Origin of the sequence: Mycobacterium sp. E2479 (assembly GCF_001667925.1) — a bacterium.
Classification (GTDB): domain Bacteria; phylum Actinomycetota; class Actinomycetes; order Mycobacteriales; family Mycobacteriaceae; genus Mycobacterium.
In genome coordinates this window covers 119430-132256 of sequence record NZ_LZJR01000010.1, presented here as the reverse complement: position 1 = coordinate 132256, position 12827 = coordinate 119430, and the positions used below count along the sequence as shown (strand labels likewise).

General features: G+C 65.7%; 12 protein-coding genes. 7 read left to right on the top strand and 5 right to left on the bottom strand.

Translation table 11 applies throughout. The features are described from left to right. Nucleotides 1–29: 29 nt before the first annotated feature. The 4 genes from A5686_RS01800 to A5686_RS01785 all read left to right on the top strand — a co-directional run bounded on the left by A5686_RS01800 (nt 30) and on the right by A5686_RS01785 (nt 2126). Nucleotides 30–218 carry an antitoxin gene (locus A5686_RS01800; protein WP_067930187.1) on the top strand — a complete coding sequence of 63 codons (189 nt, stop codon included), beginning with the start codon at nt 30–32 and terminating at the stop codon, nt 216–218. A gap of 3 nt (nt 219–221) precedes the next feature. Further along, complete coding sequence (locus tag A5686_RS01795; RefSeq protein ID WP_067930185.1) at nt 222–695, top strand: SRPBCC family protein; 474 nt, start codon at nt 222–224, stop codon at nt 693–695. Between the two features lie 88 nt (nt 696–783). After that, complete coding sequence (locus A5686_RS01790) at nt 784–1554, top strand: VOC family protein (RefSeq protein WP_067930346.1); 771 nt, start codon at nt 784–786, stop codon at nt 1552–1554. 137 nt (nt 1555–1691) lie between these two features. Next, nucleotides 1692–2126 (top strand): hypothetical protein, encoded by a 435-nt coding sequence (locus A5686_RS01785; protein WP_067930182.1) that lies wholly within the window; start codon nt 1692–1694, stop codon nt 2124–2126. A gap of 4 nt (nt 2127–2130) precedes the next feature. Here the strand turns inward: A5686_RS01785 and A5686_RS01780 are convergent, their stop codons facing one another. Genes A5686_RS01780 through A5686_RS01770 form a run of 3 tightly spaced genes read right to left on the bottom strand, consistent with a single transcriptional unit; the run spans nt 2131 to nt 5352 of the window. Further along, nucleotides 2131–2607 (bottom strand): VOC family protein, encoded by a 477-nt coding sequence (locus tag A5686_RS01780; protein ID WP_067930180.1) that lies wholly within the window; start codon nt 2605–2607, stop codon nt 2131–2133. Nucleotides 2608–2609: 2 nt separating this feature from the next. Then, on the bottom strand, nt 2610–4124 hold the full coding sequence (locus A5686_RS01775) for a carotenoid oxygenase family protein (protein ID WP_067930178.1): 1515 nt from the start codon (nt 4122–4124) through the stop codon (nt 2610–2612). Further along, entirely contained in the window at nt 4114–5352 is a 1239-nt protein-coding gene (locus A5686_RS01770; protein WP_067930177.1) for an acetyl-CoA acetyltransferase, read from the bottom strand. Before A5686_RS01770 ends, A5686_RS01775 begins: the two co-directional genes overlap by 11 nt. An 823-nt stretch (nt 5353–6175) precedes the next feature. Here A5686_RS01770 and A5686_RS01765 point away from each other — a divergent pair. Then, nucleotides 6176–7675: a DUF4185 domain-containing protein gene (locus A5686_RS01765; RefSeq protein WP_067930176.1), complete on the top strand. Its 1500-nt coding sequence runs from the start codon at nt 6176–6178 to the stop codon at nt 7673–7675. Between the two features lie 169 nt (nt 7676–7844). Here the strand turns inward: A5686_RS01765 and A5686_RS26305 are convergent, their stop codons facing one another. Next, nucleotides 7845–8063 carry a hypothetical protein gene (locus A5686_RS26305; protein WP_082947419.1) on the bottom strand — a complete coding sequence of 73 codons (219 nt, stop codon included), beginning with the start codon at nt 8061–8063 and terminating at the stop codon, nt 7845–7847. 1032 nt (nt 8064–9095) lie between these two features. Between A5686_RS26305 and A5686_RS01760 the strand changes: the two genes are divergently transcribed. Then, nucleotides 9096–10325 (top strand): PPE family protein, encoded by a 1230-nt coding sequence (locus tag A5686_RS01760; protein ID WP_082947417.1) that lies wholly within the window; start codon nt 9096–9098, stop codon nt 10323–10325. A gap of 28 nt (nt 10326–10353) precedes the next feature. Continuing rightward, complete coding sequence (locus A5686_RS01755) at nt 10354–11733, top strand: PPE family protein (RefSeq protein WP_067930175.1); 1380 nt, start codon at nt 10354–10356, stop codon at nt 11731–11733. Between the two features lie 172 nt (nt 11734–11905). On the opposite strand, the gene A5686_RS01750 is transcribed toward A5686_RS01755, so the two are convergent. Then, nucleotides 11906–12511: a DUF4268 domain-containing protein gene (locus tag A5686_RS01750; RefSeq protein ID WP_197520445.1), complete on the bottom strand. Its 606-nt coding sequence runs from the start codon at nt 12509–12511 to the stop codon at nt 11906–11908. Nucleotides 12512–12827 lie beyond the last annotated feature (316 nt).

The following is a 12827-nucleotide window of genomic DNA, read 5'->3' as shown; positions in this document are numbered from 1 at the left end:
AGTACGATGCCGGGAAAAGGGAGGAGCGCATGGGTTTCCTGGACAAGGCGAAGGACCTGTTGTCGCAGAACGCCGACAAGGTCGAGATGGCGATCGACAAGGCCGGCGAGTTCGTCGACGAGAAGACGCAGGGCAAGTACACCGACACCATCCACCAGGTGCAGGAGCAGGCCAAGAAGGCCACCGGCGCCCCGGACACCGGCGACCAGCAGAACTGAGCAATGGCCAAGCTTTCCGGATCCATCGATGTCCCGCTGCCACCGGAGGAGGCCTGGCAGCACGCCTCTGACCTGTCCCGGTACAGGGACTGGCTGACCATTCACCGGGTGTGGCGCAGCATCCTGCCCGACGCGATAGAAAAGGGCACGGTCGTCGAGTCGATCGTCGAGGTCAAGGGGATGTACAACCGGATCAAGTGGACGGTCGTGCGCTACAAGCCGCCCGAGGGCATGACGCTCAACGGCGACGGGGTCGGCGGGGTCAAGGTCAAGCTGATGGCCAAGGTCGCGCCAAAAGACGACGGCTCCATCGTCAGCTTCGACGTACACCTGGGCGGGCCGGCGCTGTTCGGTCCCATCGGCATGATCGTCGCCGCCGCCTTGCGGGGCGACATCAACCAATCGCTGGAGAACTTCGTCACCGTGTTCACCCGGGCCGACCCGAGCACGAATGGCGACGGTGGGGCTCGTCGCTGATCGCCGCCGCCGATGAGTTTCCGGCCCGACGGCGGTCTACAGTGTGAAGCCCTTTCCTTCGGGGCCAGAACACCACCAGGAGGTCACCGTGCCCATCCCTGACTGCGCCCCGCTAGGCGCTCCATGCTGGATCGATCTGACCACGTCCGACGTCGCCCGCGCCCAGGACTTTTACGGCACGGTCTTCGGCTGGACGTTCGAGTCCGCCGGACCCGAGTACGGCGGCTACGTCAATGCGGCCAAGGACGGCCACCCGGTGGCCGGGGTCATGGCCAACCGGCCAGAAAGCGGGTCGCCCGACCACTGGGCCACCTACTTCCACACCCGCGAGATCGACACCACGCTGGCCGCGGTGACCGCGGCCGGTGGATCGGTGTGCATGGCGATGGAGGTGCCCGCAAAGGGTCACATGGCCGTGGCGACCGACCCCGCCGGGGCGGTGTTCGGGCTGTGGCAGCCGTTGGGCCACCGCGGCTTCGAGCTCATCGGGGCGGCGGGCGCTCCGGTGTGGCACCAGCTGACCACGCGCGGCTACGGCGCGGCCCTTGCCTTCTACGGCGACGTCTTTGGCTGGCAGACCGAGGCTGTCTCCGATACTGACGAATTCCGTTACAGCACAGCGCGCTTCGGTGAAGAGCCATTGCTCGGCGTCATGGACGGTGCCGCAACCCTGCCAGAAGACATCCCGTCGAACTGGGTGATCTTCTTCGGCGCCGAAGACGTCGACAAGACCCTGCGGGTGATCGCCGACAATGGCGGCACGGTGGTGCGCGACGCCGAGGACACACCGTACGGACGGCTGGCCGCGGCGGCCGATCCGACGGGTGCCGTCTTCAATCTGTCCTCGCTGCAGACCTAGCGCCCCGCCTCGGGCACCCGGTGTTGGGCACCACCCGCGTGCGAGCGTCACGCCGGCGTGGCCACCGGCGACCGGCGCCACGCTAGCGGAACGCTCGCTCACGTGAGCCGGCGCCGGCGTCCGTTAGTCTCACTAGCATGACTCGCCGACTGCGCCCCGGTTGGCTGGTGGCGCTTTTCGCCGTCATGGTGTCGGCCAGTGCATGGCTGCCTTGGCTGCGGACGCGGGTAAACGGCGGGGGCTGGGCCAACGCCATCGGCGGCGCCCACGGCAACCTGGAGCTGCCCCGGGGGTTCGGCGCGGGTCAGCTCATCGTGCTGTTGGCCTCGACGCTGTTGGTGGTCGGCGCGATGATGGGTCGTGGTTTGTCGGTGAAGCTCGCTTCGGCTGCCGCACTGCTGATTTCGTCGCTGATCGTGGCGCTGACGTGCTGGTATTACAAGCTCAACGTCAATCCGCCGGTGTCGGCCGAATACGGGCTGTACGTCGGAGCGGGTGCCGCCGTCTGCGCGGTCGCGTGTTCGCTGGTGGCCGTCATCACCGCCTTGGCTTCCGGCCGGTCCGGCCGCTGAATCGTCAGGCCGACGGGAATTCGTGCTTTCCCGAGGCGCCGCTGTTGTCGGGCTCGTTGACGCCGAATACGAAGGGCGCGAAGACTATTTCGCGTCCATCCGGGTCACGGAAGGTCACGGCGCCCGTGGCCTCCCAGTAGGGGTGCTGTTCGACGGGTTCGACGCCCGCGTCGCGCAGGCGGGCCAGGGCGGCCTGTTGCGCGCGCTTGTCGGGGAAGTACAGGCACAGCTGTTCGTGGTGGTCCACGGCGACGGGCTCGGACGATTCGACGAGTTCCAGTGTCAGGTTCCAGCTGGGCAGCCCGAAGATGGCGCCGTTGCTGCCGAAGCTTCCCTCAAACGTCTCATAGAGTGGCAGCCCAACCAACTCACGGTAAAACCGCACGGTCTCAGCGAAATTCGGCGACCGTCGAGCGAAACGCATGCCGCCGATCGAGCTCAGCTGTGCAGGCCAGTGCGTCATCCGGCGGCGGTGCGGCATCGTTACAGCCCAATCGCGCCGGCCGCCGACTCCGCGGTGTTCCAGCGCCGCAGTTGAGCGCCGGGCGCCCAGGTAGCGTGGGTGCCGCTGGAAATGCGTTCGGGCAGTTGCAGTTTGCACACGGGGCCGTCACCGACCCGAGCGGCGTCGAAGACCAGGCAGTGGGAGGCGTCGGTGTTCATGTCGGTGGTAAGGGTGACCAGATAGCCGTCGTCTTCACCGGTGGCGCCCACGCGCGGTGCCATCGCGGTCTCGCTGCCGTAGACGCCCGCACCGAACGAGAACCCCTCCTCGGTTCCCGTGCGCAGGTCATGTTTGACCAGGCCGTCGAACAAGAACCAGCCGGGCTTGCCGGTCGCGGCATAGGTGTAGCGGTAGTCGGCGCCGGCGCACCCGGGATTGATGGTGCCGAACTCGGTGATGGACTCCGAGAGCCGCTCTTCTCGTACCGCTCCGGTGACCAGGTTGAAGCGCCAGCGGTGCAGCCGAGCCTGCAGGCGATCGAGGGCGAGGAAGCGAAACAGCTTCTCCCACTTGGTTCCTCCGGTATCGAGCGGGGACGGATCGCCTTCGAAGAAGCCGTCGAGCACGACCTCGTCACCGTCCTCGTAGGCGTTGGTGAAGTGCAGCACGAAGGTGGGATCGGCCTCGAACCAGCGAATGTCTCCGGTCTCGCCACGGCGCGGGATCACCGCGAACCGCGACGGGATGTCGGGATAGAAGCGCGGCAGGTGCACGTCGTGCTCGAGCAGCTGGGGATCCCAGAACAGTGGAAAATCGTTGAGGATGGCGTAGTTTTCGGTAAACGCCATGTCGTGGGGGAGACGCGGTCCGGGTAGCGGGATGTCGACATAGTGCACCAGCTCGTTGCGCTCGTCGACGACGCCGTAATGCATGAACGGCTCTTGCTTGCTGTAGTTGAAGAACAGCAGTTCACCGGTTCTGTTGTCTACCTTGGGATGTGCGGACACCCCCCACTCTGTCGGGAAGCCACCATTCCAGGACTCCTTGCCCAACGTGGCGGCCGAGTACGGGTCGATTCGGTACAGGTCGCCGCACTGGTAGAAACTGGTCAGCGCGATTCCGCGGTGGACGATCACGTCCGTGCTCGACGCATCCTTCATCTTGGTACGCGCGCCCCACCCGCGCTCGCGGCGGGCCAGTTGCACGGGCTCGGCCAGACCCGGCCACAACGGCTCGCCGGCCTCGTTCTCGGCCAGGAAACCATCGGTGCGGATGAATCGGTTGCGGTAGAAGGCTTTTCCGTCACGGAAACCGACCACATGCACCATGCCGTCGCCGTCGAACGGATGATAGGTCTTCAAGGCCGGATGCAGGGGGTTCTCGGTGTTGCGCAGGTAGACGCCGTCCAGGTCGCCGGGGATCTCACCCTCGACTGCGATGAGGTCGTCGGCGTCCCACTCGGTGGTCTGGGGGCGCCACGGTCCCGTGCGATACGGGTGCTCGTCGTCCTCGGGCAGCGTAGAGAGGAACTTGCCGACGATCTCAACATCCATAGTCACACGCCTTTGTGCCGCTGACGACGAAACTCACTGTGGTGGCGGTGCTGCCGCCGAAATTCAGGGTGCCGAAGGTCTTAGCGCCATCGACCTGATACTCCCCGGCGGCGTCGCTGACCTGTTTGGCCGCGTCAAGCAGCATCCGCACGCCGGAGGCTCCGACCGGATGTCCGCCGCCGATCAGCCCCCCGCTCGGGTTGATCGGCAGCCGGCCTCCCATCTCGATCTCACCGTTCTCGATCGCCTTCCACGATTCGCCAGGGCCGGTCAGCCCGATGTGGTCGATCGCCAGGTACTCGCTGGGAGTGAAACAGTCATGCACTTCGAATCCGTCGACGTCGTCGAGGCCGCACTGTGCGCGACGCAACGCGTCGAGTACCGCCGCCCGCACATGGGGAAGCACATAGGGGTCGCCGTCAGCACGATCCAGTTTCTGTCGTAGACCCAGCCCGACGGTGCGATGGCCCCACCCGTCGATCCGGGCGATCGTGCGCGCATCGGGATGATCGCGCAGATAGGCGTCATTGACGAGTACCAATCCCGCGCCGCCGTCGGTCATTTGGCTGCAGTCGAATCGGCGAAGCCGGCCTTCGGTGATCGGATTGCTCGCGTCATCGTCGACGATTGGGTCGGGGACGGTCCATTCCCGGGTTTGGGCGTTGGGGTTGCGCCGCGCGTTGGCGAAGTTCAGCTGCGCGATGGCACGCAGGTGCGCGTCGTTCAGGCCGTACCGCTGGTCGTACTCGTCTGCCACCTCGGCAAACATTGACGGCCACAGGTAGCGGGCGTCGGCTCCCTCGTGCCCGGTCCATGCGGCCGCACCCAGATGCTGGGCGGCGGTGTCGCCGGGAACCGTCTTCTCCAACTCGATTCCCACCACCAGCGCTGCATCGTAGGCGCCCGATCGCAGATCGGCCATTGCCGAAAGCGCCGCCACGCTGCCAGAGGCGCACGCCGCCTCGTGCCGCGAAGCCGGCGTATCCCAGAGGCCGTCGCACACGGTAGCGGGCATTGCCCCGAGGTGGCCCTGACGCGCGAACATCTCGCCGAAGGCGTTGCCGACGTGCACCACCTCGATGTCGGCCGCCGCAACCCTGGCCGCGGTGAGCGTGGAGTGGACGACCTCGGCGGTCAGCGCGGCGAAATCGCGGCCTTCTTTGGTGAGGTTGCGAGCGAAATCGCTTTGATAACCACCGAGAATCCACACACCGGCCGAGTCATGCATACGCCGACCGTACTACCGCACGGCTGGGTTGTTCACGCCTATCGGCGACCCGATGCCGACCGGTGCGGATCGGTAGACGGGTCCAACGAGGGCGGCCCCGTCGGCTCTCGGGCTGAACCGACGGGACCTAGACAAGTGCGAAGGCCGGCCGACGCACTCGCCTCTGTTGGATCATTTCCCTCGATGAGGGTCGACAAACATGTTGACCCGATCTGATTTGCGTGTCACACCGCGGCGGGCGATTGTCGATTCCCGTTTTGCGCGTGTGCAATAGAGCTCTCGGGAGCTTGCGCCGGCGCTCGGCTGAGCCGCGGAAATCTGGTGCGCTCGTACCAATGCGAATCAACGGCTCGGGTCGCCGCTGGGCGTCGAACAACGCCTTCCATGCGTCCCCGCGCGGCGCGCCTCGCCGCTTTTGGCGGCCGTGTAGCAAAGTGCCGATCTCGCTTAACTCGGCACGGGCAGCGGCCGCGCCGACGCCGGAGGGCCTGCGATGGTGTCTTCGCCGCGCAGCGACAAGCCGACGGCGGCCAACGCTCGGAGGTCAGTCGGTTGCACGGTCGTTGGTCGTGCCTCTTGGGGGACCACGCAGCCGCTACCACTTCAAGCGGCGGCAACCTTGGTAACGCATCCCACCTGCTCATATGCATGGGCAGCTAATCGTCTGCCGGGGCGGCACGGGCCGTCAGTGCAGCGTTGCGACACGGTTACGGATGGATACCTATCAGCTCATCACTGGTCACATTTGCCACGCAGATCACTATCGTCACATGAGCCAGCTAAGGGACGTCAATGCGGTGTCCTACCCCTCGAAAGGTGCTACATGTCGGCGTTTCTGCGAAGTGTGTCGCTATCGATGGCGTCGGCGGCCGCTATCGGATTCGTCCTCGTGGTGGGACCCGCGCCAACTGCCAGCGCCACGCCCTGCGGGGCACCCGAGGCGAACGTGGATCCTCCCGCCGCGCCCCCGGCCATGCCCGCGCCGCAGCCGGTCGTGCAACCGCCGACCGGGCGTCGGCCCTCACACACGAACGACCAGGCGCCGCTGCCGAGGCTCGGCCCGCTGATCTCGTCTCTGCTCAAGCCGGCCGCTCCGGGCCGCCAGTACGCAGCGCCGCTGCACCCGCAAGCCGAGGTGCTGCCACCCGGGCCCAATCCGCCGCCCGCGCCCGGCGTCCCGTTGCCTCCCAACGCAAATCAGCTGCGCCCCAACGCAGTCCCTGTTCCGCAGCCGCAGCCGCAACCGCAGCCCGAGCAGGCACCGCCGCCTCCTTCGATCGCGGGTGCTCCGACGTCGCTCGTCGACTGGGTGACCGGACCGAACGGCCCTAACAAGACCCTGCAACGCTTCAGCATCTCGGGTACCGACCTTGGGATTGCTTGGGACAACGGTGATCCCGTGAACCGTCAGGTACTGATGGCCTTCGGTGACACCTTCGGTTATTGCAAGGTGCACGGTCAGCAGTGGCGCTACAACACCCTGTTCCGCAGCAACGATCGTGATCTTTCCAAAGGCATTCATATCGCCGATGGTGTGCCGAACGACAGGTATTCGGGATCACCGGTGTGGGCGCCCGGCCTTTCCAAGCAGGTCGTCAACACCATCCATAAGGCCGCGCACGAGACGGGCATCATTCCGACCGCAGCGATGTCCATGGGCAGAACCCAGTACATGAGCTATATGTCCATCCGTCAGTGGGGCCGGGACGGCGAATGGTCGACGAACTACTCGGCGATCGCCAGGTCCAATGACAATGGCCAGAACTGGGGAATCTTCCCGACGACCATTCGTACGGCCTCGCCGGATGCCATCCCCGGAGCGGGGTTCACGCCCGGAAATGAGAACTTCCAGATGGGCGCGTTCCTGAAGGGGAACGACGGTTACCTCTACCAGTTCGGCACTCCGTCTGGGCGCGGCGGCGCGGCTTTTCTCTCGCGCGTCCCGCCGAATCAATTGCCCGACCTGACCAAGTACCAGTACTGGAACGGCGACAACGGCGGCCATTGGGTGGCGAACAACCCGGGCGCGGCGACTCCGATTTTCCCGGGGCCGGTTGGCGAAATGTCGGCCCAGTACAACAGTTATCTCAAGCAGTATCTGGTGCTGTACACCAATGGCGGCAGCAACGACGTGGTGGCAAGGACCGCACCGACGCCGCAGGGGCCGTGGAGTCCCGAGCAACCGCTGGTGTCGTCGTTCCAGATGCCCGGCGGCATCTATGCGCCAATGATTCATCCGTGGTCGTCGGGACGAGATCTGTACTTCAACCTGTCGTTGTGGTCGGCCTACGACGTGATGCTGATGCACACCGTATTGCCGTAGAGCCGTCGCCGGCGGATGACGAGGTCAGGGGGAAGGCGGCTTTCGCTCGCAGACGCCCGGGGGGATGCGGGCGTCTGCGGCGTTAGTTGCCGGGGAGGTGAATATTCCTAACCAGCCCGGGAGTAGCTAAAGGCTTTTCGCGAGGAGTCGGCCGCGATGGTTCTTGCGGCTACGGCGGGGGCAGGGGAATCCATCGTTTGCCGTCCGTCGTCCAACCGCAGGGCAGGTAGTTCCAGTGCGCCGGCGGATTGGAGTCGAAACTCAGGCACTTCGGCGTGTAGAACGATGGCTCGGGCGGAGGGGGTGCCGGCTGGTCCTCAGCGCGTGCGATAGCACCGCTGAGCATCACCGCCCCAACGGCGATCAGTATCGCGACTGACTTCCGCATCGCAGGCTCGGCAAGTCCTATGCCTTGACCAAGCGACCGGCGCTACGTTTGTTTCCTTGCACGCACGGTATAGATGCTAGTCCTCTTTCACGGGCTATGTGGGGCTTGCGAGTCTCTCGCCGAGGTAGGACGCCGCACCCCGGCCGAAGCGTCGATATGTTCGGCACCGCGAGCCCCTGCGCCGACGGAACCGGCCGGTCCGTTCGTCGTGCGCGAGGGTTGCTAGCGGTGGCGGCGGGAGCGAGTGCGCGATAGTAGGACCCGTTGATGAACGTAAGCTGGACAGGGCGTCACAACGAAAAGTACGATCGTGTTCAGTCAGCAACTGGTAAAGCGGGGAAATTGTTTGCGGCACAGGGCCGTGCAAGCAGGAGCATCGCAATGAGGTCTCTCGATGGGAGCTCACCGCCAGTGTTTGCGGCGAGTGCCTCTGGGGTGACCCTGCACCGCCTGAATCACACCCCGCTGCCCGCCCGTTATTTCGAGCGCGCCCGGCCCTGCCTCGCCACAGTCATCTCCGAGCAAACACGCGAAGATAGCTGGCACGCAATCGAAATCATTGCGAATAGGCACAACCGCCGAGTCGAGTCCTACCTGCAACGCCGACGGCATCGTCCGTGGCGCAACAGGGGATCTTAGGCTCGACCGTCGACCTGTCGACGTCGTGATCGGCGTTGCGCAGCAACTCCGACGATGTCGACATATCACCCACGGCCGAAGAATGCCGTAGCTACGTCACGCGTCGCGCAGGGTTGCCCGAGCCGCAGCCTGCTGCCGGGATCTGGTCACGGAACGTCATTCATCGATCGCCGTGTGTCACAACAAATAATGTCGCCATGCTCGGCCTGGCTCCTCACGTAGTGGGAGTGAGCCAGCGGCATTGCAGCTCTGGATGACAAAAATGGATCGGGCGCAGTGGTGCCCGACGCGAGCACCAGAAGTGGCGTTTAGCGGATCAGCAGATAGGTACGGCGGGTCGGTGTGCAACTTGCACAGGCGTGATCGCTGTGCCGTTAGTTATGAGGTGTAGCAATGGACTTCGGAGGTTTACCGCCGGAGGTCAACTCCGGGCGAATGTACGCCGGCCCCGGATCGGGCCCGATGTTGGCAGCAGCCGCGGCGTGGGATGCGTTGGCCGCCCAATTGCACACCGCGGCAGCATCATACGAGTCGTCGATCGCGAACCTGACCGGCGGCTGGCGCGGTCCTTCGTCGACCGCGATGTCGGCCGCAGCAGCGCCGTATGCGGCGTGGATGAGCGCGACCGCTGCCCAGGCCGAGCAAACCGCCAATCAGGCGCGAGCGGCAATATCCGCTTATGAGGCCGCATTCGCCGCGACAGTGCCGCCGCCGATCGTTGCGGCCAACCGCGCCCGGCTGATGGCTCTGGTCGCTACCAACTTTCTCGGTCAAAACACCCCGGCGATCATGGCCACCGAGGCCGAGTACGCCGAGATGTGGGCCCAGGATGCGGCGGCGATGTACGGCTACGCGGGCTCCTCGGCGGCCGCTAGCCAGATGACCCCATTCGGCCAGCCGCCGCAGACCACCAACGCGGCCGGGACGGCGGGACAAGCCGCCACCGTCGCGCATGCCACCGGCGGCATCGCCACAAATACGGAGTCGGCGCTGCCGCAATTGATGTCGGCTGTTCCGCAATCCCTGCAAACCCTCACAACCCCAACCGCCGCCGCAGCCGACCCGCCGTCGCTACTATTAGGACTCAACTCGGCCCTGACCGGTCCGTTAGGGCCCGTCTCGTTGTATGGCATTGGGGGCAGCCCCTATCTGCTGGGGGTTGAGAACTATCTGGTGCCCCAGAACGTGGCGAATCTCAACAGCGCGAGTCACCGACTCGACAGGGATCGATCGGCGCTGCGATCGCTGGGCGGTGGCCTCGGTTCCGAAACGCGGACGGTGCACTCGACGCCCTCCGGCGGAACCGGGATGTCCGCGGGTGTAGGCCGTGCCGGAGTGGTTGGTCGTCTGTCGGTGCCGCTGGGATGGGCAGCGGCGGCACCGGAAATCCGGACGGTCGCCGCGGTGATGCCGCAGGCCAGTTTCGCCGGTGCTCCGGCCGCGGTTGCGGCGGGGGAGCAGGGGTCGCTGTTCGGCAACATGGCCGCTTCCGGCCTGGCCGGGCGCGCCGCTGCTGCCGGTGGCGGTTCTGCCCGCGACATCACCTTCGGCGGCAACGCATTCGGGCGGGCAGCGACCACTGCCACGATCATTGTCATCAACGCGGACGACGCGCAGGAATAGCCGCGGTCACTAATCTTAAGGAGCAGCAATGGATTTTGGAATCTTACCGCCGGAAATCAACTCCGTCCGGATGTATGCGGGACCCGGCGCGGGATCGATGTTGGCCGCGGCGTCGGCATGGGATGCGTTGGCCGCTCAGCTGAGCGCTGCGTCAGCGTCGTATGAGTCGGTGATCTCGAACCTGTCGAGCGGGTGGCAGGGTCCGTCGTCGGTGGCGATGGCGGCCGCGGCGACACCGTATGTGGAGTGGATGAGCGCCACCGCTGCGCAGGCCGAGCAGGCCGCCGCCCAGGCCAGAGCGGCGGCGGCGGCCTATGAGGCCGCCTACCTGGCGACGGTGCCACCGCCGACGATCGCGGAAAACCGCAGTCGGCTGGCGTTACTGGTGGCCACAAACGTACTAGGGCAGAACACCGCCGCGATCGCTGCCACCGAGGCGGAGTACGGGCAGATGTGGGCGCAAGATGCGGCCGCCATGTATGGGTACGCCGGTTCGTCGGCGACGGCCGCGCGGATGTCACCGTTCAAGTCCGCGCCGCAAACCACGAATCCCGTTGGGGCGGTTAGCCAATCAGGTGCGGTCGCGCACGCTGGCGGCGCCGCGCCGGCCAACGCTCAGTCGGCCTTGTCGCAGCTGATGTCGACAACGCCGCGAACGCTGCAAGGCCTCGCGTCGCCCGCGGCATCGCCGGCTGCGGATCCGTCGTCATTGGCATCGTTTTTGAACAACCTGAATTCCACGCCGTTGGCGAGGATTGCCGCGAACATCGAATTCGTCACCAAAGGCATTCGGCCGGTGAACGACACGTTGCTCAGCCTCAGTTTGGGCCTGGTGGCAACGGCGCGGACCTGGAACGACACAGCGGTCGAGCTCGAGGGGCCACTGTTCGCGGCGCTCGGTTCGAGCAGCCAGGCAGTGGGAGCTGCGGGTGGGGCCGCGGTGTCGGCAAGCGTCGGCAGTGCGGGCCTGGCAGGAGCCTTATCGGTGCCGCCGAGCTGGGCCGTAGCCAGTCCTGCCGTCAAACTCGCCGCCACTGTCTTGCAGTGCACGGGCGCGGGTGCCACACCGACGGTCGCGGCGGCCGCAAGCGGCTTCTCGGGTGAGATGGCGTTGGCAGGTTTGGCCGGAGGTGCCCTGGGCGGCGCCGTGCCCCGCGGGGCGACGGGCGGCGCCCTGCGAGGCTCGGGACGCCGCTCGCCGCACAAAGAGGGGGAGGCCCCGGACAAGCTCAAGACCGTTTTGGCGGAACTGCAAGAGTCGCCCGAGGCGGTTCAGCACTGGCACACCGATAAGGCGCATCTGGAAAGCCTCTTGGACCAGCTGTCCAAGAAGCCGGGCGTCCACGCCGTGCATTTGTCCTCGGCGGACAAATCGAAGGCCACACCGCCACGGCCTACGTGGGGTTAATAAATCATCTTGTCCGGGGCCAGACGACGCCGTTGTGGAATCCACCACGCGGTCGTCATGGCCGCGGCGCCCAACGCGGGGGCCAAGACAATGACAACGTCTCCCAACGCAAGCAGCAGGATGACGCCCGCGATGACGCACAGCGTCGCGGCAGGAGTCCGCGGTCCTCCAGTTAGCCGGCTTCCGCGAAGCGCACGGCAGGCATCGTCTCTTTGAGGCGTCCAAGCCCACCGACCGCTTCAACCGCCTGCCTGAACCGCTCCTGCTGATCCAGCACCCAATCGAGCATCGCGGGCCACAGATCCACGTCCGCAACATCGGCGAACTGCGATGTGACGCAGATTGCGGCGGCCTTCTTACCGGGCTTGTCGTCCCACTGGGCGGCCTGGCCCAGGGCCCGCTCGAATTCATCCTTGATCGCACGGAGCGCCCCGAACCGGGCCGAATTGACGCGGGAATCGCGACTGCTGAAGTAAAGCTGCACGCCCAGACCCCGGTGGGTGAATGCGGTTGAGTATGCAACCGCGCTTATGCCGGTAGGAAGGTTGTATCGCGCGGCACGTGTCGGTGTTCTCCGTTTTGTCCAGGCGGGGTGGTCCGTGCCTACGCGGTTGAGGAACTGCTCCCAGAAGTCCCAATACAGCTTGGAACGTTCGGTCACCGTCGCCGCCTTACCTCGCCTTCCCAATTCGTATGTGGGCACGACCCCGTCGGAATTCGGCGCCGGGGCGGAAGCGTCGCTCTTGACCACCTCGGTCTCGGGTCCGCCAGGGCGCACGTCGGCGCCTCGTGCGGCCGCTCTTGTAGCCGCTGCGCGTCGGGTCCTTGCTTTGGCGGCCCTCGCCTTGCCGGCCCTCGTCTGAACGACCCACGCCGCAAGCACGATTCCACCGATAGCGACAAAGAAAACGAGAAACAGAACGTAGAAGAAACCGGCCGCATCCATGACGTCACCGCCCGAAAGCCAGCTGCCGGAACTGTGCGGCAATTCCGTACAGGTGCTGGCCCAGCGACTGGGCAGTCATGAGGCGGCTACCACAGTTGAGTGTTGAACGCTGTCATGGCCGTGAGATGCGCCGCGGGGCAACATGCTC